This window comes from Kibdelosporangium banguiense, from assembly GCF_017876405.1.
In the GTDB taxonomy this organism is placed as follows: Bacteria; Actinomycetota; Actinomycetes; order Mycobacteriales; family Pseudonocardiaceae; genus Kibdelosporangium; species Kibdelosporangium banguiense.
The window spans coordinates 2,191,064-2,214,832 of record NZ_JAGINW010000001.1; the positions used below are offsets into that span (position 1 = coordinate 2,191,064).

24 protein-coding genes are annotated in these 23,769 nt (G+C 65.7%); 9 read left to right on the forward strand and 15 right to left on the reverse strand.

Translation table 11 applies throughout. The features are described from left to right. The first annotated feature begins 85 nt into the window (after positions 1-85). From JOF56_RS10470 to JOF56_RS10495, 6 genes are read left to right on the forward strand one after another with little or no spacing between them, the layout of a single operon-like run. A complete protein-coding gene (locus JOF56_RS10470) occupies positions 86-868 on the forward strand; it encodes an ABC transporter ATP-binding protein (protein ID WP_209648159.1) in 783 nt (260 codons plus the stop codon). Between the two features lie 5 nt (positions 869-873). After that, the gene (locus JOF56_RS10475; RefSeq protein ID WP_209648160.1) at positions 874-1,632 is read left to right on the forward strand and encodes an ABC transporter ATP-binding protein; all 759 of its coding nucleotides are present in this window, start codon (positions 874-876) and stop codon (positions 1,630-1,632) included. Beyond that, entirely contained in the window at positions 1,629-3,425 is a 1,797-nt protein-coding gene (locus tag JOF56_RS10480; protein ID WP_209636760.1) for an AMP-dependent synthetase/ligase, read from the forward strand. Before JOF56_RS10475 ends, JOF56_RS10480 begins: the two co-directional genes overlap by 4 nt. Then, positions 3,422-4,318, forward strand: a complete 897-nt coding sequence (locus JOF56_RS10485) for a branched-chain amino acid ABC transporter permease (RefSeq protein WP_209636762.1) — start codon at positions 3,422-3,424, stop codon at positions 4,316-4,318. Before JOF56_RS10480 ends, JOF56_RS10485 begins: the two co-directional genes overlap by 4 nt. Continuing rightward, a complete protein-coding gene (locus tag JOF56_RS10490) occupies positions 4,318-5,415 on the forward strand; it encodes a branched-chain amino acid ABC transporter permease (protein ID WP_209636764.1) in 1,098 nt (365 codons plus the stop codon). Before JOF56_RS10485 ends, JOF56_RS10490 begins: the two co-directional genes overlap by 1 nt. A 12-nt stretch (positions 5,416-5,427) precedes the next feature. Further along, entirely contained in the window at positions 5,428-6,696 is a 1,269-nt protein-coding gene (locus JOF56_RS10495) for an ABC transporter substrate-binding protein (protein ID WP_209636766.1), read from the forward strand. A 1-nt stretch (position 6,697) separates the two neighbouring features. Here JOF56_RS10495 and JOF56_RS10500 read toward each other — a convergent pair whose 3' ends face one another. The 14 genes from JOF56_RS10500 to JOF56_RS10565 form a co-directional block, all read right to left on the reverse strand. Further along, positions 6,698-8,098, reverse strand: coding sequence for a carboxylesterase/lipase family protein (locus tag JOF56_RS10500; RefSeq protein ID WP_209636768.1), 1,401 nt, complete (start codon positions 8,096-8,098; stop codon positions 6,698-6,700). A gap of 51 nt (positions 8,099-8,149) precedes the next feature. Then, positions 8,150-8,806 carry a response regulator gene (locus tag JOF56_RS10505; protein ID WP_209636770.1) on the reverse strand — a complete coding sequence of 219 codons (657 nt, stop codon included), beginning with the start codon at positions 8,804-8,806 and terminating at the stop codon, positions 8,150-8,152. Then, positions 8,806-9,786 (reverse strand): sensor histidine kinase, encoded by a 981-nt coding sequence (locus JOF56_RS60045; protein WP_209636772.1) that lies wholly within the window; start codon positions 9,784-9,786, stop codon positions 8,806-8,808. Before JOF56_RS60045 ends, JOF56_RS10505 begins: the two co-directional genes overlap by 1 nt. 48 nt (positions 9,787-9,834) lie before the next feature. Continuing rightward, a complete protein-coding gene (locus JOF56_RS10515; protein WP_209636774.1) occupies positions 9,835-10,713 on the reverse strand; it encodes a hypothetical protein in 879 nt (292 codons plus the stop codon). Between the two features lie 2 nt (positions 10,714-10,715). Then, positions 10,716-11,216 (reverse strand): SigE family RNA polymerase sigma factor, encoded by a 501-nt coding sequence (locus JOF56_RS10520; RefSeq protein ID WP_209636776.1) that lies wholly within the window; start codon positions 11,214-11,216, stop codon positions 10,716-10,718. Positions 11,217-11,251: 35 nt separating this feature from the next. After that, a complete protein-coding gene (locus tag JOF56_RS10525; protein ID WP_245378227.1) occupies positions 11,252-12,142 on the reverse strand; it encodes a DUF4328 domain-containing protein in 891 nt (296 codons plus the stop codon). 41 nt (positions 12,143-12,183) lie between these two features. After that, entirely contained in the window at positions 12,184-12,516 is a 333-nt protein-coding gene (locus JOF56_RS10530; RefSeq protein ID WP_209636778.1) for a rhodanese-like domain-containing protein, read from the reverse strand. A 49-nt stretch (positions 12,517-12,565) separates the two neighbouring features. Further along, entirely contained in the window at positions 12,566-14,164 is a 1,599-nt protein-coding gene (locus tag JOF56_RS10535; RefSeq protein ID WP_209636780.1) for a monocarboxylic acid transporter, read from the reverse strand. Beyond that, positions 14,161-14,514, reverse strand: coding sequence for a DUF485 domain-containing protein (locus JOF56_RS10540; RefSeq protein ID WP_209636783.1), 354 nt, complete (start codon positions 14,512-14,514; stop codon positions 14,161-14,163). The genes JOF56_RS10535 and JOF56_RS10540 overlap by 4 nt, the downstream gene beginning before the upstream one ends. Positions 14,515-14,788: 274 nt before the next feature. Then, positions 14,789-16,603, reverse strand: a complete 1,815-nt coding sequence (locus JOF56_RS10545) for a sodium/solute symporter (RefSeq protein WP_307855025.1) — start codon at positions 16,601-16,603, stop codon at positions 14,789-14,791. 16 nt (positions 16,604-16,619) lie between these two features. Then, positions 16,620-17,054, reverse strand: a complete 435-nt coding sequence (locus JOF56_RS10550) for a hypothetical protein (RefSeq protein WP_245378228.1) — start codon at positions 17,052-17,054, stop codon at positions 16,620-16,622. Beyond that, positions 17,051-17,908, reverse strand: coding sequence for a LytR/AlgR family response regulator transcription factor (locus JOF56_RS10555; protein WP_209636785.1), 858 nt, complete (start codon positions 17,906-17,908; stop codon positions 17,051-17,053). The genes JOF56_RS10550 and JOF56_RS10555 overlap by 4 nt, the downstream gene beginning before the upstream one ends. Before the next feature lie 89 nt (positions 17,909-17,997). Next, on the reverse strand, positions 17,998-18,855 hold the full coding sequence (locus tag JOF56_RS10560) for a S49 family peptidase (RefSeq protein ID WP_209636787.1): 858 nt from the start codon (positions 18,853-18,855) through the stop codon (positions 17,998-18,000). A gap of 11 nt (positions 18,856-18,866) precedes the next feature. Beyond that, the gene (locus JOF56_RS10565; RefSeq protein WP_209636789.1) at positions 18,867-20,198 is read right to left on the reverse strand and encodes a sensor histidine kinase; all 1,332 of its coding nucleotides are present in this window, start codon (positions 20,196-20,198) and stop codon (positions 18,867-18,869) included. Between the two features lie 82 nt (positions 20,199-20,280). Between JOF56_RS10565 and JOF56_RS10570 the strand changes: the two genes are divergently transcribed. From JOF56_RS10570 to JOF56_RS10580, 3 genes are read left to right on the forward strand one after another with little or no spacing between them, the layout of a single operon-like run. Beyond that, positions 20,281-21,015 (forward strand): (Fe-S)-binding protein, encoded by a 735-nt coding sequence (locus JOF56_RS10570; protein WP_307855027.1) that lies wholly within the window; start codon positions 20,281-20,283, stop codon positions 21,013-21,015. Next, positions 20,997-22,424, forward strand: coding sequence for a LutB/LldF family L-lactate oxidation iron-sulfur protein (locus JOF56_RS10575; protein WP_209636793.1), 1,428 nt, complete (start codon positions 20,997-20,999; stop codon positions 22,422-22,424). The genes JOF56_RS10570 and JOF56_RS10575 overlap by 19 nt, the downstream gene beginning before the upstream one ends. After that, positions 22,417-23,013 carry a LutC/YkgG family protein gene (locus JOF56_RS10580; RefSeq protein ID WP_209636795.1) on the forward strand — a complete coding sequence of 199 codons (597 nt, stop codon included), beginning with the start codon at positions 22,417-22,419 and terminating at the stop codon, positions 23,011-23,013. Before JOF56_RS10575 ends, JOF56_RS10580 begins: the two co-directional genes overlap by 8 nt. Here the strand turns inward: JOF56_RS10580 and JOF56_RS10585 are convergent. Next, positions 23,007-23,762 (reverse strand): hypothetical protein, encoded by a 756-nt coding sequence (locus JOF56_RS10585; RefSeq protein WP_209636797.1) that lies wholly within the window; start codon positions 23,760-23,762, stop codon positions 23,007-23,009. The two genes, JOF56_RS10580 and JOF56_RS10585, sit on opposite strands and share 7 nt — an antisense overlap. Between the last annotated feature and the right edge of the window lie 7 nt (positions 23,763-23,769).

The window sequence follows — 23,769 nt, forward strand, 5'->3', positions numbered from 1 at the left end:
TTCCGATATGTCGTGATCCAGATCACAAATGCCCGGTTTGTTCAACGGCGCGAGGGAACGGGGCACTGCTGTGGCTTCGGAAACGATGCTGTCGGTCAGCAACCTGGAGGTCGTTTATGACGATGTCGTCCTGGTTTTACGTGGGCTGAGCCTGGACGTCCCCGCTGGATCGATCGTCGCGGTGCTCGGTGCCAACGGTGCCGGCAAGACGACGTTGCTCAGAGCCGTGACGGGCCTGCTCGGCCCGCACCGCGGAAAGATCACCAAAGGCTCCGTCCGGCTGGACGGCACCGACATCACCGGCGCGGACCCGGCCAAGATCGTCCGCAACGGCATCGCCCAGGTTCTCGAAGGCCGGCGCGTGTTCGCCGAGATCACAGTCGACGAGAACCTCCGCGCGGGAGCGCATACCCGTAGATCGCGTGCCGAGGTCAAGCAGTCGTACACCCGGGTGCTCGAGCTGTTCCCGATCCTGGCCGAACGGCGCAAATCCATCGCCGGCTACCTGTCCGGCGGCGAGCAGCAGATGCTCGCGATCGGCCGCGCACTCATGGCCTCACCTCGATTACTCCTTCTTGACGAGCCGTCCCTGGGACTCGCGCCCCGTCTGGTCGAGCAGGTGCGCGACATCATCGTGCAGATCAACCAGCAGGGCACGAGCGTGCTGCTGGTCGAACAGAACGCGGTGATGGCGCTGGCCATCGCCAGCGCGGGCTACGTGCTGGAGAACGGGAAGGTCGTCAAGGACGGCCCGGCCTCGGACCTGCTGGCCGACGAGGACATCCGCGAGTTCTACCTGGGCTCCGGCGAGCGGCGGTCGTTCGCCGACATCAAGAGCTACCGGAGGAGGAAGCGTTGGAGCGCTTGACGCCGATGCTCAAGGTACGCGACCTGGTGTTGCGGTTCGGCGGCGTGACCGCGCTGAACGGCGTGAGCTTCGATGTCGGCCACGGCGAACTCTTCGCGATCATCGGGCCCAACGGCGCGGGCAAGACCTCGATCTTCAACTGTCTCAACGGGGTCTACCGGCCGCAGGAGGGCACGATCGAGCTCGCCGGGGCGCCGCTGACCGGCAAGTCGCCCGCGGCGATCGCCTCGCTCGGCGTGGCACGCACGTTTCAGAACCTCGGGCTGTTCCAGCATCTCAGCCTGATCGACAACCTGATGCTGGGCCGTCATCACCTGATGAGCACCGGGATGCTGTCCGGGATGCTCTGGTGGGGCCGGGCCAAACGCGAGGAGATCGCGCACCGCTCGGCCGTCGAGTCGATCATCGAACTGCTCGAGCTCGAGTCGTACCGGCGGATGCCTGCGGGGCTGCTGCCCTACGGCGTGGCCAAACGCGCCGAACTGGGCCGGGCGCTGGCGATGGAGCCGACGCTGCTGCTGCTCGACGAGCCGGTCGCCGGGATGAACCTCGAGGAGACCGAGGACATGGCCCGGTACATCACCGAGGTCCGCCGCCAGTTGCCGGTGACCATGATCCTGGTGGAGCACGACATGGGTCTGGTCATGGACCTCGCCAGCCGAGTACTCGTGCTCGATTTCGGTGTGGTGATCGCGACCGGAGAACCTGCCGAGGTACAGGAAAATCCCCAGGTCATCGAGGCTTACTTGGGCGGTGCAGCATGAGCGCGACCCTGCAGAAGACCGAAGTGGACACAGCCACGCTGCCCGCGCGGCTGCTCGAGCTGGCCCGCGACCGGCCGAAGGAGATCGCGTTACGCCGCAAGCACTGGGGACGTTGGCAGGAAACGACTTGGGCCGGATACGCGCAACGCGTCGCTGACGTCGCCGCAGGTCTGCGCTCGTTGGGCGTGGACGCCGGCAGCCGGGTGGCGATCCATGCCGAGAACCGTCCTGAGTGGATAATCGCGGACCTTGCCGTGCAGGGGCTCGGCGGAATCAGTGTCGGGATCTACCCGACGTCGCCGGAGACCGAAGTCGAGTACCTGCTGGCACACGCCCAGGTTTCCGTGCTCATCACCGAGGACGAGGAACAGCTCGACAAAGTGCTCGCGGTCCGGCACCGGCTCATCGCCTTGAAGCACATCGTCGTGATCGATCCGCGCGGCGTGCGGTCCGATGACGTGATCCTGTTCGACTCCTTCAAGGATGGCTCTCTCGCAGACTATTCCGCATCGGTGGCAGGGCTCGATCCTGCCGCGCCTGCGATTCTCGTCTACACCTCAGGAACGACCGGACCGCCAAAGGGCGCTTTGATCTCGCATGCGAACCTGGTCGCTTCGGGGCGGACATTCACGGCGGCGCTTGGCGCGGGCGCCAACGATGAAGTGCTGAGCTACCTGCCGTTGTGTCACATCGCCGAACGTCTGGTCTCGGTGATCGACGCGGTGTGGGCCGGGTCGACCGTGAATTTCGGCGAGGGCGGCGAAGCCTTTCCACAGGACCTGCGCGACGTTCAACCGACGGTTTTCCTTGGCGTGCCCAGGGTGTGGGAAAAGATGATGGCCGGCGTCGAGATCCGGATGGCCGACGCGTCCCGGTTCAAACGGGCGATGTACAAAGTCTGTCTGCGCCAGGGAAAGCGAATCGCTCCACGCCGGATGACCGGTAAGACCTCTGTGGCCGACAAGCTCATACTCGGGTTGTGTGAGCTGGTGATGTTCCGGCCGTTGCGGCTGAAACTCGGCATGTCCCGGGTGCGCACGCCGGTCAGCGGCGCCGCGCCGATCGCCCCGCAAGTCCTGGAATACCTGTGGGCCATCGGAATCCCGGTCCGCGAAGGATACGGCCAGACAGAGAACACGGCGATCTGCACCATCACCCCGGCCGGCGACGTCCGGCTCGGCACCGTCGGGCAGGCCCTGCCCGGAGTCGAAATCCGGATAGCCGACGACGGCGAAATCCTGACCCGCTCAGCCGGAGTCTTCCAGGGCTACCTCGACGACCCCACAGCAACCGCATCGGCCGTGGACCCAGAAGGCTGGCTGCACACCGGAGACGTCGGCGAGATCGACAAGGACGGATTCCTCCGCATCACCGACCGCAAGAAGGACATAATCATCACGGCAGGCGGCAAGAACATCTCGCCGTCGGAAATCGAAAACCTGCTCAAGGTCTCCCCCTACGTCCGCGAAGCCATCGTGATCGGAGACCGCCGCAAATACCTGACGGCATTGATAGGAATCGAGCTCGACACAGTCGGCAACTGGGCAACCCGCCGCGACCTGCCCTACACAACCTACGCGGATCTTTCTGACAAACCCGAGGTCTACGCCCTCATCCGCAACGTAGTGACGACCGCCAACAACGAACTCGCCCAAGTCGAACAAGTCAAACGTTTCATCCTCATCAGCAAAGAACTGGACCACGAGGACGGCGAACTGACCGCCACCCAGAAAGTGAAGCGCACAGCCATCGAACGCCGCTTCGAAACAGAAATCGAGGCGATGTACAAATGACCGCCTTCCTGCAGAACTGTTTCGCGGGGCTTGCGCTTGGGTCGACTTATGCGTTGGTGGCGCTTGGGTTTGTGGTCATCTTCAAGTCGACCGGGGTGATCAATTTCGCGCAGGGTGGGCTGCTGGCATTAGGGGCCTATCTCGGGTATACGTTCTCCAATAATCTGCTGGTTGGGTTCGGGGTTGCCATTTTGATGGCCTGTTTGGCCGCTGCTGTTGTGGGGGCCGGGTTTGAGCGGCTTGTTCTGCGACGGATGGTGGGGCAGCCTCCGTTCGCGGTTATCATGATCACCATTGGTCTGCTGTTCGTGCTGGAGCCGTTGATTACCGCCGTTTGGGGGTTTGACAACAAGCAGGTCCGGAATCCCTGGAATATTCATACCGTTCAGGTCGGCGATCTTGTTTTCGGGGTTCGAGATCTTTGGACCATCGGGCTCACTGCTCTTGTTGTTGTCGGGTTCTTTGCTTTCTTCCGGTATTCGCCGTTGGGATTGGCGATGCGGGTGACCGCTTTTGATCCGGAGGCTGCGTTGGCGCAGGGGATCAGTGCGAGGCGGGTCTATGCTGTGTCGTGGGCTATTGCTGCCGCGTTGGCCGCGTTGGCTGGGATTGCGATGGCCGCGGGGCCCGGCGGGCTTTCTCCTTCTATCGGGTTCATTGCTTTGGCGGCTTTCCCGGCGATGATTGTCGGGGGGATGGATTCGCCTGCGGGGGCCGTGCTCGGTGGACTCATCATCGGGCTGGCCGAGGCGCTTACGCGGGGATACCAGGACCAGCTGTTCTCGTGGGCGGGCGACAACGTTTCTGTCATCGTGCCCTATCTGCTGATGATCGTGATTCTGCTGATCCGGCCATATGGGCTGCTGGGAACGAAAGACGTGAGGCGAGTCTGATGGCCAAGCCGCACCGCAACCTTGTCCGGGACTATCGCCAGGATCTACGGCTGTTCGGCACGCCGACAGCACGAGTCGGACTCGTGGCCATGCTCGCCGCTCTGGTGATGCTGCCGATGGTCATCCAGGACGATTTCTGGTTGTCCGTCCTCATTTATGTCGGCATCACCGCGGTCGGTGCGATCGGACTGAATCTGCTGACCGGGTTCACCGGGCAGATCTCGTTGGGGCACGCCTTCTTCATCGGAGCCGGTGCCTATGTCACGGGTTGGGCCGGTGGTGAACTGGGACTTCCACTCATTCTCTGGCTGCCGATGGCCGCGCTGGCGGGTGGTCTTCTCGGCGCGGTGATCGGGCCGTTCGCGCTTCGGCTGCGAGGACACTACCTCGCGATCGTGACGCTCGGACTGGTTTTCATCGGCGAGCATCTGTGGCGCAATTTCAAGGGATTGAGCGGCGGGAACTCCGGCACTTCGATCAATGCGAGCGTTTCGCTCGGACCTGTCGACTTCAACCGGGTCACGCTGGCCGGTGAGGTCTACTCACGCAATCAGGGTTACTTCTGGCTGGTCTGGGCGTTGGTCGCGGTGGTCGCGCTGCTGGTGAAGAACCTGGTGCGGACCAGGCCTGGGCGGGCCTTGCAGGCCGTGCGGGACCGGGACCAGGCGGCCGAGGTGATCGGGGTACGGGCCGGCCGGTACAAGATCGGCGCGTTTGTCATCTCGAGTGCGATCGCCTCGGTCGCCGGCGCGTTGTTCGGGTCCTATCAGCAGTTCGTCAGCCCGGACGAGTGGAATCTGCTGCTGTCCATCCAGTACATCGCAATTGTCATTGTCGGCGGGCTGGGCACTGTTTTCGGGTCGATTCTCGGCGCGGTCTTCGTCGGCGCGTTGCCCGCGCTGATCGACCGGTTCGGCGACGCCATTCCCGGTGTGCAGACGAGCGTCGGCGGTGAGGGATTCATCAGCGTGTTCGCCTTGAACCAGGCCATCTTCGGGATTCTGATCGTGTTGTTCCTGGTTCTGGAGCCACGGGGGCTGGCGGGGATCTGGTTACGTATCAAGGCTTATTTCAAGTCTTGGCCATTCTCGTATTAGGAGGCCGTCACCATGTATCGACGCATAACACTGGCACTCGCCGCCATGCTGGTCGTGGCGGGATGTGGAGGTGCCGGCGATCAAGGTGGCGGTGGCTCCGGTGGCACCGCCGGCGCGCCGCAGTCGACCGCCGGTTTCGACGGGACCACCATCAAACTCGGTGTGCTGTCGCCGCTTTCCGGGCCGGTCGCGGTGATCGGCCTGCCGCTGACCGCGGGCAACAAGATCTGGTTCGACGCGCTCAACCAGCGCGGCGGCGTGGCCGGAAAGTACAAAGTGGAGCTTGTCCAGGAGGACACGCAGTACAAGCCGGACGTGACCGTCCAGCAGTACAACAAGGTCAAGGGCAACGTGGTCGCGTTCACCCAGATCCTCGGCACCGCGCCGACCTTGGCCGTGCTGCCGCAGCTGAAGTCCGACAAGATGCTGGCCGCGCCCGCGTCGCTGGACGCGCTGTGGGTGCGTGAGGCGAACCTGCTGCCGATCGGCGGGCCGTACCAGATCCAGGTGATCAACGCGCTCGACCACTATCTGACCGAGGGCGGCGGCACCAAGGACTCCAAGATCTGCAACATGATCCAGGACGACGTCTACGGCGAGGCCGGATTACAGGGCCTGCAGTACGCCGCCCAGAAGTACGGCTTCACCATCGCCAACACCCAGCGCTACAAGTCCGGCACGGAGAACTTCACCGGCCAGATCCAGGCACTGGCGGGCGCCGGCTGCCAGATGGTCTTCCTGACCGCGACCCCCACCGACGCGGGCAAGATCTGGGGCACGGCGGCGCAGGCCAAGTTCAACCCGCGTTGGTACGCGCAGTCCCCGGCCTACGCGGCCGCGATGTCCAAGTCGCCGATCACGCCGTACCTGCAGGCCACCACCACGATCGTGGCGGAGGGCACCGAGTGGGGCGACACCAAGGTGGCCGGGATGAAGGACCTGGTCGACCGCACCACGCAGTTCGGCCCCGGCCAGCAGCCCGACTACTACCTGGCCTTCGGCTACAACCAGGGCCGCGCGATGACCGCGGTGCTGGAGAAGGCCATCGAACTGGGCAACCTGTCCCACGAAGGCATCCTGGACGCCATGCAGAAACTGGGAACCGTGTCGTTCGACGGCCTCTCCGGCGACTATGTCTACGGCGCCACGGAATCGCGTAACCCGCCGCGGTCGAGCACTCTGTTCACCGTCGACGCGTCGAAGCCGTTCGGATTGAAGACGTTGAAGTACAACTTCACCTCCGACGCCGCCAAGACGTTCGAGTTCAAGAAGGCCAGCTGAGTCACTGGAAATACCGGAAGTCGAACGCGTCCCACTCGGCGCGTTCGGCTTCCCTGGGAGCGAACACCAAGCTGGGAGGCGTGTTCCAGAGCTTGGTGATGCGACCGGACCGGTAATCCGGCCAACCCGGGTTACCGGTTCGGGCAAACGAAGTCCACGCGCACCGCATCTGATCCGACAACGCCTGAGCCGCACGCGGATTGGCTTTGTAGGCCTCTGCGCCGCCGGGGATACCGGTGAAGGTCATCGTGCCGAACACAAACGGAAGTTCGGCGGTGTGTACGGCCGGACCCCAGTCGAACTCGTACATATAAGTTCTGGCCCAACGGCTTTGGGCTTCGGCCAATCGGGTCGCGGGTACGCGCATTGTCTGGTCGGTGAGCATGGCCAGCACATCGTTCCGGTAGACGCGGGCGACCCGGTCAAGATTCAGCTGAGCCGGGAAGAACGCCCGGTACTCGTCGAGGGTCATGTCCAGGATGCCAGGATCGAACTGGGCGAAATAACGCATCTCGGCTCGATTCGAGCCGGTCAGCACATCGATACCGCGTGCGTTGCCTGCTCGTACAGCGTCGATCACAGGTTTCCTGACCAGTTTCCCGTCGACATACGGTCCGAAGTAGACGGCCCCAAGCAGCGGGTTCGCGCCGACCAGCTTCTCCTGGAGGTGCAGTACCGCCAACGTGGTCAGCCCGGTCAGGTCCACCGGCGGCCGAGGCTGGGAATGAACCATGTAGCCGGAGCCACTTTGCAGTACCACCCTGCGGAACAGACGTTGCGGATTGTCGGTGGCGAGCATGGCGCTCAACGAGAACGCGCCCTCGGATTCGCCGACCGCGGTGACGTTGCGAGGATCACCACCGAACGCACCGATGTTGGACTGCACCCATTCGAGGGCGGTGATCTGATCACGCAGGAAATTGTTGCCTGCTCCCAACAGGCCCAGGCGGTAGTTCAGAGTCACCACGACCGCGTCACCGGCCAGTTTGGCGCCGGAATAGCGGGGCTCGTTCGCCGTGCCGAACCGGGCCGCGCCGCCGTGAATGAACACGATCACCGGATGCCGCCCGCGAGTCCGCGGTGCCCAGACATTCAGGTCCAGACAGTCCTCATTCAGGTAAACCGGTTTGTCGTCGGGGTACTCCTCCGAGGTCGTGTCGCGGAACTGCGGGCAGACCGCAGTGGAATCCGTGGCCTGGAAGGTGCCGGACCACGGCTGAGCAGGTACGGGCGGCTGTGAGCGAGGCGCGGTGGCGTACCGGATGCCGCGGTAGACACACTGGGATTCCGCGGCACGCCCCGCGATGACGCCAAGCGGAGTTGTCGTTGTGCACGAGGAAACGGCCGGGGAAACCGGCGTCGGTGCGATCAGCAAAGCGGCCAGCAGGCCGACGAGTTTCATATCAAGAGGTTCGGCCAAATTCCGGAGAAGCGGATCGCCGACACGGGCGAGTCAGTTCTCACCCGCAATGACCAGACCGGACTCGTACGCGAACACCACAGCCTGCGCCCTATCCCGCAAACCGAGCTTGCTCAACAGGTTGCTGACGTGCGTCTTGACCGTGTGCTCACTGACATACAGCTCACCCGCGATCTCCACGTTGGACAACCCACGCGCGAGTTGCCGAAGCGTGTCGCGCTCACGATCAGTCAACGTCCCAAGTCGCGCGGCAAGTGCGGGGACAGGATGCCCACGCCGAGCCAGATCGGCGATCAACCGGCGGGTCACGCTCGGCGCCAGCAAAGCGTCCCCGGCGGCAACGAGCCGGATCGCGTTGACCAGGTCATCACGACGAATGTCCTTCAGCAGGAACCCACTCGCACCCGCGCCCAGCGCTGCGTAGACGTACTCGTCCACATCGAACATGGTCAGCACGATGACCTTGGCTGAAGTCTGCGCGCAGATCTCCCGGGTCGCGGTCACGCCGTCCACACCAGGCATCCTGATGTCCATCAGCACGATGTCCGGCTTCACGTCGGCGGCGAGCCGAATGGCCGCAGCACCGTCAGCAGCCTCACCGATCACCTCCATGTCAGGCTGCACGCCGAGAATCATCGCGAAGCCGCCACGGAACAGGTCCTGGTCGTCGACCACAAGTACGCGCAGCATCAGATCGGCAGGCTCACGTGCACGGCGAAGCCAACTCCGCCCGGACCAGGGCCTGTACGCAACGTCCCACCGCAGGCCGCGACACGTTCCCGCATCCCCAACAGCCCGAAGCCTGAGCCGCCGGCGGATCCGCGACCGTCATCGACCACATCGACCCCCAAAGTCCGCTCGTGCCAGTGCAACCGCACTTGGATTGTCCGCGCCGACGCGTGCCGCATGGCATTGGTCAGTGACTCCTGGACGATCCGGTACACGGTTGCGTCCACTTCGGACGAAACCGCCCGCGGCGAACCGTTGACCTCCAACGACGCGATGCCTGTGACCAGCTCGTCGAGTGACGAGATACCAGGAGAACGCAATGCCTGCACGACTTCACGAAGCTGCCCCACAGCGCCCCGGCCAGTCGCGGCGATCGCCTCGAAAGCCGCGATGGCACGGTCCGGGTCGGAGCGCACGACCAACGGCCCGGCTTCGGCCTGTACGACCATCATGCCGACGGAATGCGTGATGACGTCGTGCATCTCACGCGCGATCCGCGTGCGTTCGCTCGCCGCCGCAGCAGCTGCCTGTGCGCGCCGCGCGCGTGTATTCGTGCCCAACGCGTAGGCAGCGATGTACGCGACGGCCAGGTACCGATAGGTGTTCAGGTCGTCATCGCCTGGGATGACCAACGAGACAGTCACTCCGACAGTCGCAGCGACCACTGTGACCAGCCGCCACAGAGGAGGGCTCGTCGCGGCGATGAAGTACACAGCCACCAGCGGACCGGCCGGAACCAACGGCGCCACAAAGAAAATCGCCAGCGCCGAGGTCGCAAGGCCGACCACCAGACCGACAAGCAGGGGCTTGCGACGAACCCACAGGACCGGCACCGACGCGACGACCGCGAGAACGACCGCGCCCCAACCCGCCGTCAGCGTGACTGGCACTACGGACGCGACAACGACCACACCCGCCAGGACCAGGTCACGAGTACGCACGTCCGCCAGTATGTCGCCGACGGGATGTGCGCACCTCGCTCGTAAGGACTAGGGCGACATCAGTGCCTCTCCGAGCTTGGCCAGCTGGTACTCGGTCAGGACCGGCCCCGGCCGAGTCACGAGGAAATCGCCTGGGCCGGATCCAGGCACATAGTTGTGCGCCATCACCGTGTACATGCGATGGTCCGGCAGGTAGATCCGCATGGTCTGAGTCATCACCGAGCCGGCCGGTCTGATCTCGTAGATCTGCATCACCGACCCGTCCGGCTTGACCACCCGTTTCGGTGGCTGGCAGTTGTTCTCGAAGAAGGCCTGGTAGTCGGCGGTCACCAGGGGCGACGCCGGGGTGGTCTCCGGCCAGACCCGGATGGTGGCCGTGCCCGCACGGTCCTTGATGTCGGCCCAGTACACCGGCTCGTCCGGGGAGGGTCTCCGCTCGACCAGACCGCCGACCTCGGCCGGCTTGGCGACCTCCCGCAGGGCTTCGAGGAGCAACTGCTGGACTCCCGGGGCCATCGACGCCGGCTTCGGGTCTGGTCCCGGCGGCATATTGCCCTGCGCACACTGGGGAAGGCCGGCCGCGGGGACACCAGGGATCGGCGTCTTGCCCGCGTCCGGTTTCCACGTCGAGATCGGAGTCATCGCCGGCAGATTCGCCCGGCCCCAGTCGGCTGTGAGCGGCACGGTCGTCGGAATCTCGACGACCGGTGTCTTGGCCGGCTCGTTCGACAACGGCTGACCATCGAACGCGGTCGCGGCGAAACCGATGCCCACGACGACCGCGACAGCTGCGGCAATCGAGCTGGCTTGCCGGATGCGCCGTCGGCGCAACCCTCTCGGAACGATGTCCGACAGTTGTGTATGTACGGTCGGCGCCGGGCCGTCGACTTCCCTGCGCAGCGCCTGGATCAGCTTCTCGTCATCCATTATCATGCACACCCCGAACTGGCGGTGACCTTCTCATACGCCGCACGCAGCGCCTGGAGGCCTCGGGCGGTCTGGCTCTTGACGGTGCCCTCCGAGCAGCGCATCGCCGCTGCCACCTGCTCGACGGACAGGTCCTGGACTATTCGCAGCACCACGACCGCCCGTTGCTTGGGCGGCAGGTACTGCAGCGCGGCGACCAGGGTCTGCCGGTCCTCGCTGGAATCATCTGCGGCCATCGACACCTCGGGCAGCTCGGCGACAAGCTGCTCGCGCTTGCGGCCCCGGCGCCGCGTGTCCAGGAACAACCTGGTCAGCACGGTCCGCAGGTACGCGTCCGGGTTGGTGTTGGCCACTTTGGGCCAATGCGAATAGAGCCGCACGAAGCCGTTCTGTGCGATCTCCTCAGCCTCGACCCAGTCGCCGCACATCGCGTACGCGATACGCCGGGCCTTGTCGAAGCGTGCCGAGAAGAACTCGGCAAACTCCTTGTCGAATCTTGCCACGGGCTATGAACGCAGTCCCGCGGCAGCGGGTTGCATCAACGCACAGATCCGAAAGATCTGGTCGCTCGCAGTGGTGGCGTGGGGGCGTCAGCCACCTTGACCACACGCATCAGCCGTACGTTTGCCGTGTCGATCGGGGCGAGCAACTTCACGAACCGACGGATCAGCAGGAGCGTGAGCACTGCGAGCGCGGCACCTCCCAAGTCCGTGACCGCCGCCAGCACCACGCCGTCGGCCTGGGCCTGCACGCCGTCACGGAACCGCCAGATCAGGGTGGCGGCCATCAGCAGACCGTCCGCGATCCACAGCCCCCACCACCATTTGACCAGCTTGCCGGGCTTTGGCCGCTGCTTGGGGTCACCACGCTCGGCAGTGTGCTCCAGCTCGGCGAACACCGACCCGGCGACGGCGAGATTGACGCCTGGCACGAGCATTCCCCAGAAGAACTGCTTGTTCGTACGACCCGGCTCGTAGCCTGAGACTTCCGTGGCGGCCAGGCGCGCCACATACAGCCACCAGATGGTCAGGCCCGCGGCGATCGTGCCGACCGCGAGCGCGAGGCTCGCGCCCGTGTAGACAAACGTGTCCGATGCGGACACAACGCCGCTGCTCAACGCACCGAACCGGCTCTGCAACAGCAGCACGTACCGCCAGATCTCGGCTGCCGCCGCGAGCACAGCCAACGCGACGAGCAACCAGAGCATCGCGACGGCTTGACGCGCGAGCATGCGGACACGGTCGATCGCGGCCGGTGCTTCGGGCCGTGCACCTGGCACCGACCGAGGCCAACGCCAGGCCAGGCTCGGGAAGCCCCAGCGTGGGGGCGTCGGATACGAGGGCGGCCCGGAGTACGGACGTGGCCGGTATCCACCAGGCCCGCGCTGGTACGCACCAGGTGGCGGTGTCGCCACCCAGTGCACTCTCATCGGCATCTGCCGCGGCGGGGGCTGGTGGTACGGGTGCACGGCTAGATGACCTGCGGCTCGGACTGCGACTCGCTGACCAGCGCCTTGCCCGATGACTCCCAGGACTGCATGCCGCCGTCGACGTTCGTGGCGTCCCAGCCGTTGCCATTGAGGTAGGCCGTGACGCGCGCGGACCGGCCGCCACTCCGGCAGATCACGTAAACGTCCTGGTCAGCGGGCAGTTCCTCAAGCCGTCCGGCCAGTTCGCTCATCGGGATGTGCACGGCGTCCGGAGCATGACCGGCATCCCACTCGTCCTGCTCACGGACATCAAGCAGCAACGTGCCGGCCGGCAGGTCGCTGACCGTCACGGACGGCACGTTCGGCGAAGTCACACTACGAATGCTGCCACGCCCCGCGTGGGGATGCTGTTATGCCTGGTCCCTAATGCTGCACCGCCTTCTCCGCGCCGACGCCGGTCAGTGCGCGGACCTCCATCTCGGCGTACTTGGCATCGTCACGCTCCTTGGACAGCACCGTGCCCAGCCAGCCGAGCAGGAACGAGACCGGGATGGACACGATGCCCGGGTTGGACAGCGGGAACAGGTCGAAGTCGGCGCCCGGGAACATCGCCGAGGCGTTGCCGGACACCGCGGGTGAGAACACGATCAGCACGACACAGACCGTGAGCCCGCCATAGATGCTCCACAGCGCGCCGGATGTGTTGAACCTCTTCCAGAACAGCGAGTACAGGATCGTCGGCAGGTTCGCCGACGCCGCGACCGCGAAGGCCAGGGCGACCAGGAACGCGATGTTCTGGCCGTTGGCCACGATGCCGCCGGCGATCGCGACCGCACCGATCACCAGCGCGGTGATCCGGGCCACGCGGACCTCCTGGTCCTTGTCGTCGACCTCGCCTTTCTTGATCACGTTGGCGTAGACGTCGTGCGCGAACGACGCCGAAGCCGTGATCGTCAGCCCCGCGACCACGGCCAGGATCGTGGCGAACGCCACCGCCGCGATGAAGCCCAGCAGCACCGGCCCGCCCAGCGCCTGGGCCAGCAGCGGGGCCGCCGAGTTGACCTTGCCGGGCGCGGCGTTGATCGCCGTGGGCCCGACCAGCGCACCGGCGCCGTAGCCGAGGACCAGGGTGAACAGGTAGAAGATGCCGATCAGCCAGATCGCCCACACCACCGAGCGGCGCGCTTCCTTGGCCGTGGGCACGGTGTAGAAGCGCATCAGGATATGCGGAAGCCCAGCGGTACCAAGGACAAGCGCGAGCGCCAGGGATACGAAGTCGAGCTGCGTCAGTCCCGTCTTGCCGTACTGCTTGCCGGGATCAAGCACGGCCGGGCCGCTTTGCTGCGCGGCACCGCCCAGCAGGGACGACAGGTTGAACCCGAACCGGGCGAGCACCCAGACCGTGATCGCGGCGGCGCCCACGATGAGCAGCGCGGCCTTGATGATCTGCACCCACGTCGTGCCCTTCATACCGCCGACCAGCACGTACACGATCATGATCACACCGACGACCGCGATCACCGCGGCCTGGCCGGCCTTGTTGGTGATGCCGAGCAGCAACGCGACCAGGCCGCCGGCGCCGGCCATCTGTGCCAGCAGGTAGAAGAAGCTCACTGCGAGCGTGGAAACCGCCGCCGCGGCGCGGACCGGACGCTGCCGCATCCGGAATGCCAGCACGTCACCCATCGTGTATTTGCCGGTGTTCCGCAACAACTCGGCGACAAGCAGCAAGGCCACCAGCCACGCGACCAGGAAGCCGATTGAATACAGAAAACCGTCATAGCCGTTCACCGCTATGGCCCCGGCGATACCCAAGAACGACGCGGCCGACAGGTAATCGCCGGAAATCGCGACACCGTTCTGCGGACCGGTGAAGGCGCGACCCGCCGCGTAGTAGTCGGCGGCGGTGCGTGAGTTCTTGCTGGCGCGGAACACGACCACCAAAGTGATCACCACGAACGCGCCGAAGATCGAGATATTCAGCGCCGGGCTACTGCCTTCGACGCTCTGGGCGAGAATCACCTGCCCGCTCCTTCGATCTCCCCACGGATCTGCTCGGCCTGCGGATCCAGCCGGCGATTGGCGTAGCGGACATAGAGCATGGTGATCACGAATGTCGAGACGAACTGCAGGATCCCCAGGACAAGGGCGACGTTGATGTTGCCGAACAGTTTCGTCGACATGAATCCGTGGGCGTAGTCGGCCAGCAGGACATAAACCAGATACCAGACCAGGAACAGTCCGGTCATGGGGAACACGAACCGGCGCAGACGACGCCGCAATTCCACGAACTCCGCGGATTGCTGCACCTGCATCCACCGCTGCGCATCAGGTGGCAACTCTTCGGACTGCGATCGCTCGGTGGTACTCATCCGACCTCCCCGCTCCGCTGTGTCGTCCGGGCACCCGGACGTTAGGTACGAGATGACCACTCTGTTAAGACGCCGTTCGGGCATTGTCGCTCAACCTGTCCACCGATGCGGTGAACGGTCATTATCGTCCGGCTAGGTGCACACATAGTCGTATCAAGATCGATATCCCGCAAAAGCAGGATTAACGGATACCCCTATCGGGTCCGGCTAAACCGACAGTAGAAAATATTCTTAACCGTACGGACGTTTTCCGAAGCCTTCCGGACCCGCCGGATCACCGACGGTGACGGCCGTCGGCCAGCCGGGAGCGCTCCTCGGCGGTGCCGAACCGGGCCACGTCGCGGTCCCGGATGAAACCGAGCGGATCCGGGGCGTGCATCCGCAGCAGGGTCCGGCTGGTGTCGCCAGGCAGCCTGCGATGCGTGGCCTTGCTGACCACGATCACGACGATGAACGCGATCGGCACAGTGATCAACGCCGGCTGTTTGACGAACGACGGCGCCCAGTCACCGGTGTACCGGCTCACCACGTCCAGCACGATCGCGGCCAGCACCAGCCCGCCGCCGACGATCATCCCGGCACCCGCGCCGACCCACGTGAGTTTGCGCCACCAGATGCCGAGCACCAGCACCGGGCAGAACGTGGACGCCGCGAGCGCGAACGTGACGCCGATGCTCAGCGAGACGTCGTTGGGACGCAGGATGACCGCCAGGATCAGCGGAACGATGCCGGCGATCACCGCGGCCACCCGGAAATCACGGACCCGGCCACGCAACACGTCCGTGGACAGCACGCCGGAGACGCTCACGACCAGTCCGGACGATGTGGACAGGAAAGCCACGAACGCGCCCGCCGCGGTCACCGCGCCGAGAATCTGCCCGCCGATCCCCGGCAGGACCGCGGTCGGCAACGCGAGCACCGCGGCGTCCGTACGGCCCGTGACCAGCAGCTGAGGTACGTAGATCCGCGAGAGCGCGCCGAGCAGCAGCGGGAACATGTAGAACAACGCGAGCAACAGCATGATGTGCAACGTCGTGCGGCGCGCCGCCTTGCCGTCGGGGTTGGTGTAGAAGCGCACGAGGACGTGCGGCAGCCCCATGGTGCCGAGGAATGTCGCGAAGATCAGCGAATACGTCGTGAACAGGTCGCCCGCGCCGCCTGAGGACGGCTTGGCCCAGCTGGCGTTGTCCGCAGGCGCCCCGGCGACGATCGGAACCGCCGTACCGGCGTCGAACCGCAGGACAGTGCCCGCTTCGACCGTCACCTCGCCGACCTCGGGACGCCAGTAGACGACACCAGCGGCTTTCGCACCGTCCACGACACCGTCTGCCCAGAGCCAGACCGGTTCCTTGACCTGCAGGCGAACCGGGGTGTCGATCTGGACCTTGGTGTCCTCGGTGAACGTCGGCGGCGTGGCCGCGGTCAGCCGGGTGCCGACCCCGTCCGGCTGCGTTCCGCCGTTGCCGATGAAGACCGCGCACAGGATGAAAGTCGGCACCGCGATCGCGAAAAGCTTGAGCCAGTACTGGAAGGCCTGCACCACGGTGATCGCACGCATCCCGCCGCCGAGCACGTTGAGCACCACGATGGCGATCACCAGGACCATCCCGGCCTCCGGCGGCACCGGCATGACCCGCGACAGCACCAGACCCGCCGCCTGCAACTGCGGCAACAGGTACAGGAACCCGATGAAGATCACGAAGAAGGTGGCCAGCTTGCGCAGGCCCGACGAGCCGAGGCGGGCCTCGACGAAATCCGGCAGCGTGTAGGCGCCGGACCGGCGCAGCGGCGCGGCCACGAACAACATCAACGCCAGGTACCCGGCGGTGAACCCGATCGGGAACCACAGCGCGTCGACGCCGTCCTTGAGGATCAGGCCCGCCACACCCAGGAAGGACGCGGCCGAGAGGTACTCCCCGGACACGGCGGCGGCGTTGCGGCGGGAGCGGACCGTACGCCGGGCGACCAGGAAGTCCTGAGTCGTGCTGGCCGCGCGTGAGCTGCGGAAACCGACATAGAAGGTCGTCACCGCGACCAGCAGGATGCCGGACACGGCCCACAGGTTCAGCTCAACGGCCGTGCCATTCACCGGACAACCCTTCGGGCTACTTCTCGACCATGTCGACGAAGTCGCGTTCGTGCCGTTCGGCCAGAACGTTGTACCAGTATCCGATACCGAACAGGACGGGGAAGGGAGCCACCCCCAGCAGCAGCCACGGCAGCCGGACACCGGCCACCGTGATGCCGGAGATCGCCGGGACGAAGAAGAACAGCACAGGCAGGCCGCACAGCAGGACGGCTGCGAGCAACGCCAGCCGCACGGCGGTCTTGAGCTGGATCCGGATGAAGCCACGCACGAGTTCCTCGCCGTAGCTCGTCTGCTCCTCCAGCTCGACGACTGTCCGCAGGACCGTCACCGGCGCGCGGGAATCGGCCAGCACCACGCGCTTACGGCGTGGCGGCGGGCCAGCGGCCCCGTTCTCCTCCGGGTCGCGGGATGCACCACGACCCGGACCAGAACCGGCCGAGTGTCTACTCAAGATCCGTACCCACTACGCGGCGATCTGACCAGCTTGTCCTTGAGTTCTCGCGTGTGACGGCGGCTGACCGGGAGTTCCTTCTCCTCGCTGCCGATCACGACCGTGTACCCGGACGCGCCCATCCGCAGCTCGGTGATCAGGTTCAACGGCACCAGATACGACCGGTGAATCCGCACGAAACCGACCTTGCCCCAGCGCTCTTCCAGCTGCGCCAAGGGAATCCGGACCAGGTGCGAGCCTTCGGAGGTGTAGAGCCGGGCGTAGTCGCCCTGCGCCTCGACCCAGCGCACCGACTGGCGGGAGACGAGCTTGGTGGTACCGGCGAGTTCGACCGGGATCACCTCGTCCTCCCGCGACTCCTGCACAGCGACGCCGCCACCAGGCGCCGCGCCGGGCGCGGGCAGGTTGTTCAGCCGGAGCTTGTTGATCACCCGGTCGACGGCCTTGTCCACCCGCTGCTGGTCGTTCAACGGCTTGAGCAGGTAGTCCACCGCGCCGAGTTCGAACGCGTCGACGGCTTCGTCACCGCCGACGCCGGTGACGAACACCAGGCAGGGCGGCGGGTTGAACTCCGAGAGCACCCGGCCCATCTCGATGCCGGTCAGGCCGGGCATGTTCAGATCGCAGAACACCGCGTCGACCGCGGGCATCCCGGCCTTGCGCCGGGCCACCAGCTCCTCGTCGTTGCCGCTGAGCACCCGCAGCGCCTCGGCGGCGTCGAAGGCCGTCAGGATCTTGCGAACGTGCCGGTTGTTCTCCAGCCGTTCAGTGATCATCTCTATGCCGGCCCGCTCGTCGTCCACGCACAGCACGACAAGCCCGGCAGCGCTTTCACTAGTCACTGTGGGGTGCATCTTGCCTATCGCACCGCCCTGCTGTCCATTTTGCCATCCCTATGTCGGCCTGCCGAGTGAATGGTTGCCAGCGCGCAAGATGAAGTTGTCTACAGTCCGAACCGCGACCAGGTGGCCCGGTGTTCGAGTGCGTCGATCGCGGCGCCGAGCAGTCCCGTCGCCGCGCCCCCGCCGACACCCAGCCGGGCCAGCAACGGCCGGCGCGGTTCGGCGATGGCGATCTCGGCGTCCGGGAAACGCTCCGCGATCACCGTACGCAGGTTGCCCAGCCCGTCGGCCAGTCCACGTTCGACCGCTCCGGCACCGGTCCACACTTCACCGGAGAACACGTCGTCGTGGTCCTTGCTCAACCGGTCACCGCGGCGCTCGGTCACCCAGGACACGAACTGGTCGTGCAGCTGCCCCTGCAGTCCGACCAGCCATGCCACGTCCTCGGGCTTCTCGGCTTGGAACGGATCCAGCCGCATCTTGTTGGTGCCCGCGGTATGCACGCGACGCTCGACACCCACCCGTTCCAACAAGCCGGGCAGACCGAACCCGGCACTGATCACGCCGATCGAACCGACCAGCGAAGTGCGGTGCGCGTAGATCTCGTCGGCCGCGCACGCCAGCCAGTACCCGCCGGAGGCCGCCACGTCCTCGCAGAAGGCGATCACCGGCACGTCCTTGCGGGCCGCCAGCTGGCGGATCCGCTCGGCCACCAGCGCCGACTGGGTCGGCGCGCCACCCGGCGAGTTGATCTGCAGGGCCACCGCGACCAGCCGGTCGTGGTCGAAGGCCCTGGTCAGCGCCGACTCGACCGAGTTGAGGCTGATCGACCCGCGGCCGAGTGGGGACGGGGTCGGCGTGATCACGCCATGCAGCTTGATCACCGCGACGGTCGGCTTGCGATCGATCCGGTCACCCAGGCCGGGCAACCGGGACACCAGTTTCTCGGTCACGCTCATGACACAAAACTCTACGGACTCGGCGCGTGACCGTTGGCGGCCGGCGAACCGGGCGCGGGAACGTAGTCGTCATCGTCTTCCGGATGCGAGTAGTCCGGCAGCGCCGGGCGCACCCCGGGGAACGACTTCGGCACGCGCAGGATGACCTTCATGCCCGCGCCCGGGGCCGTCTCGACCATCAGCGCGTACTCGTCGCCGAAGACCGACCGCATCCGCTGGTTGATGTTGCCGATGCCGACGTGCGAACCGGTCTTGTGGGCGTCGCGCAGATCGGCGAACAGCCGGTCGGCGTCCATGCCGACGCCGTCGTCCTCGACGCTGATCAGCGCCTCGTTGCTGTTGTCCTGGGCGACGACCGTGACCGTGCCGCCACCGGGTTTGCGGGCAACGCCATGCCGGACCGCGTTCTCCACCAACGGCTGCAGCACCAGGAACGGCACCACCACCGAGAGCACCTCGGGCGCGATCTTCAGCCGGACGTTCAGCCGGGAGCCGTAGCGGGCGCTCTCGATCGTGAGGTACCGGTCGATGTTGCGCAGTTCCTCCGAAAGTGTGGTGAAGAAGCCGGATGCCCGGAACGAGTAGCGGGTGAAGTCCGCGAAGTCCTGCACCAGGTCACGGGCCTGCTCCGGGTCGGTGCGGATCAGGCTGGAGATCGTGTTCAGCGCGTTGTACACGAAGTGCGGCGAGATCTGCGCACGCAGCGCCCGCGCCTCGGCCTGCGCCAGCTGTTGCTTGGCCTCGTCGAGTTTGGCCAGCTCGAGCTGGATGCAGACGAACTTCGCGACCTCGTCGGCCATCCGCATCAGCCGGCCGGAGTTCACGCCGCCCACGACAATGAGCGCGCCTTCGACCGTGCCTTCCACGATCAGGGGAACGATGACGGCCGTGCGCATCGGGCAACTGCCGCGCCTGCTGCACGGCAGGCTCTCGTGCTGGATGTGCTCCCGCTGGCCCTTGGAGACCGCGATCACCACGGAATCTTCCAGATCACGGTGGTGGTAGTTGGCCTGGCCGTCCCACGACAGCAACGAGCCCGACGCGTCGCTCAACCCCACGGCGACACACTTCAGTAGCTCGACCAGGTGTTTGGCGGTCTGGTCCGCGGAGGCCTCCGTCAAGCCGCTGCGCAGTTCGGGCGCGGCCTTGGACAGCCGTTGGATCGCCTCGAGTTGCGCCTCGTCGACCGACGTGCTCACCCGCCTTGTCCGGCACAGGAAGACGAACAAGCCGAGCACGGCAAGCGTCGCGATGACGCCGAGGACTACGCGCTCGGTCAAAAACTGGACCACTCGTTCATGCTCTGGTACCCGGGTGTCGCAGGCAAGCTTTGGCCGCCACATTATTGGATTGCCCTCGCCCCGCCGCAGCGGGCCCGCTCGCTCCAGTAGACATCCGATGTCTCCGTCAGGCAGGGTGTCCGATGTGCGGACAGAGCCAGCAACCAGACGAGTCGCGCTGTTCGCGACGTGTCTGACCGACACGTTCTTCCCGGACACGGCCCGTGCCGTCGTGCGGTTGCTCGAGCGGCTCGGCTGTTCGGTCGAGTTCCCGCCTGCCCAGACGTGCTGTGGCCAGATGCATTTCAACACCGGCTATCGCCGCAAGGCCGCGCCACTCGCCCGCAACGTGGCCAAAACCTTCGCCGGCTACGACGCGGTGATCGTGCCGTCCGGATCGTGCGCCGGGATGATCCGGCACGTCTACCCGGACCTGGACGTCGATCCAGGCCCGACATACGAGCTGTCGGAGTTCCTGATCGACGTGCTCGGCGTGGAGGACGTCGGCGCATATTTCCCGCATCGGGTGACGTACCACCCGACTTGTCACTCACTGCGCATGCTCGGCGTCGGCGACAAACCGCTACGCCTGCTGAAGGCGGTCAAAGGCCTTGAGCTGGTCGAACTGCCCGGCGCGGAAACATGCTGCGGCTTCGGCGGAACGTTCGCGGTCAAGAACGCCGAGGTGTCCTCGGCGATGCTGGCCGACAAGATGACCTGCGTGCTCGACACAGGCGCGGACGTCGTGACCGCGGGCGACAACTCGTGCCTGATGCATATCGGCGGCGGGCTGTCGCGGCTGCAGACCGGCGTACATCCCTTGCACCTGGCGGAAATCCTGGCGAGCACCGAGGAGGAGCCATGGGTCGCAACCCGGTGACCTGGCTGGGCAGCCCGGCCTTCCCGACAGCCGCCAAGGCCGCCCTGGCCGACGACCAGCTGCGCCGCAACCTCAAGCACGCCACAGGATTGATCCGCGGCAAACGTGCCGGGGCCGTCGCCGAACTGCCCGACTGGGAGCAGTTGCGGCTGTCCGGCGAGGCGATCAAGGACGACGTACTCGCCAACCTCGACACCTATCTACTACAGCTCGAGGATTCCGTGACCGCGCGCGGCGGGACCGTGCACTGGGCCGCGGACGCCGCCGAAGCCAACGCGATCGTGCTGCGGCTCGCCCAGGAGGCGGGCGCGGACGAGGTCGTGAAGATCAAGTCCATGGCGACCATGGAGATCGGCCTGAACGAGGCCCTTGAGGCCGGCGGCGTCAAACCGATCGAGACAGACCTGGCCGAGCTGATCGTGCAGCTGGGCGACGACCGGCCGTCGCACATCCTGGTGCCGGCGATCCACAAGAACCGCACCGAGATCCGCGACATCTTCAAAGCCAGGATGCCGGGGACCGAGAACCTGACCGACACACCGTCCGAGCTGGCCGGCGCGGCGCGTGAGTACCTGCGGCGCAAGTTCCTGTCCACGCGCGTTGCCGTATCCGGCGCGAACTTCGCGGTCGCGGAGACCGGCTCGGTGGTCGTGGTGGAGTCCGAGGGCAACGGCCGGATGTGCCTGACCCTGCCGGACACCCTGATCACGGTGATGGGCATCGAGAAACTCGTGCCCAAATGGCAGGACCTCGAGGTCTTCCTGCAGCTGCTGCCACGCTCGTCCACGGCGGAACGGATGAACCCGTACACCTCCGTGTGGACAGGCGTGACTCCCGGCGACGGACCACGCAACTTCCATCTGGTGCTGCTGGACAACGGCCGGACCAGCACTTTGGCGTCGACCGTCGGCAAGCAGGCGCTGCGGTGTATCCGGTGCTCGGCGTGCTTGAACGTCTGCCCGGTGTACGAACGAACCGGCGGCCAGGCATACGGCTCGGTATACCCCGGGCCGATCGGCGCGATCCTCGCCCCGCAACTCGGTGGCGACATGCACGACAAGCACGCGGCTTCGCTGCCTTTCGCGTCTTCGCTTTGCGGTGCTTGCTTCGAGGTCTGCCCAGTCCGGATCGACATCCCATCCGTGCTGGTGCATCTACGATCCGAAGCCGTTGCCGCAAAACCGAAGTACAGCCCTGAGGCGATCGGTATGGCCGCGATGTCGTGGGTGATGTCGGGGCCTCGCCGGTTCCACTTCGCTCAGCGCCTCGCTACAGTAGGGCGCTTGCTGTCACGGCGCGGCAAGATCCGCAAGCTGCCGTTCCCGGGTTCGAAGTGGACAGCCAGCCGTGATCTGCCCGCACCTGCCAAGGAATCTTTCAGTGCATGGTGGAGGCGAACCCGTGGCTGAGTCTTCGAAAGAGCTGATCCTGCAGCGCATCCGTACCGCACTTGGGCCTCGTCGCCCGGCGGTCGAGATCCCGCGTGAGTATCAGCGGACGCGTGACTTCCCTTCAGTGCTGGACCTTTTCGCGGAACGTGTCGCTGACTATCGGGCTGTCGTGCACGTAGTGACCGATCCGGTGGCGGAGATCCGGACGCTGCTGGCCGGGCGGTCGATCGTGGCGCCGGATGACGTGCCTGCGGAGTGGCTGGTGCCCGAGGTGACCTGGTTGCGCGAGCCGCTGTCCGTGACGGATCTGGACTCGTCTGACGGCGTGCTCACCGGATGCGCGGTCGGCATCGCCGAAACAGGCACGATCGTGCTGGACGGCGGCGTCGCGCAAGGCCGCCGCGCCCTGACACTCCTGCCGGACTACCACCTTTGTGTGGTGCAGGCTTCCCAGGTCGCCGGCACCGTGGCGGAGGCTTTGGAACGCCTGGATCCGGTGCGGCCGTTGACGTTCGTCAGCGGCCCGTCGGCGACCAGCGACATCGAGATGGACCGGGTCGAAGGCGTGCACGGCCCGCGAACCCTTGAGGTGCTGATCGTTCAGTAGATCGGGTTGTGGTTGTTGGCGTAGCCGAACCGGACTTCGACATCCCACTCGTCCAGCACCCGGACGCCGCCGCACAGTTTGTACGGATTCACCAGCAAACTCGCCTCGCGGCAGGTCAAATGCGGTTCGGGCGTGAATTCGTACCACTGCGTCTGCCAGCCCTTGACCTGTTGGAGATGTTCGCCGAGCTGTCTCGCGAGATCCCGCGCACGCGTCTGACCGGTCACGACGAACCGCCGGGAACAGGACGGTGTGCATTCCGCCTCGTCGGTCACGACTGTCATCCCCGGCGGCAACGGCAGAAGGGCGTCGGCCGACGGCATCGGTCCGGCTTCGACCACCGGAACCGCCACTGTGACGGCCATCCCGACCACCCAGGTGGCGGCGCCCAGGATCCAGCGCCGGTCCACCTTCCGCCTGTCGCGCACGACCCCGGCCACGACCACACAGGCGGCGGTCAGCAGGTACCAACGCAAGCCGTCGTCGATGTTGGGCGGTGTGGCGTAGTCGCCGAACGCGGCTGTCCACGACGACCAGACCAGCACCAGCAGAGTGAGCGCCAGGCCGAACAACCGGCCAGTGCGTTCAGTCCGCCCGATCAACCCCCAGGCGACCGGGAAGACCATCACCACCGGCACCAGCACCGCGACTTCGGCAGGTACGAGCATTTCGTCCAAGATCGGTTCCCGCGGCTGCAGCACCGGCCAGACCGGCGCGGTGGCCAGGAACGCGTATCCGACACCGGACAATCGAGAC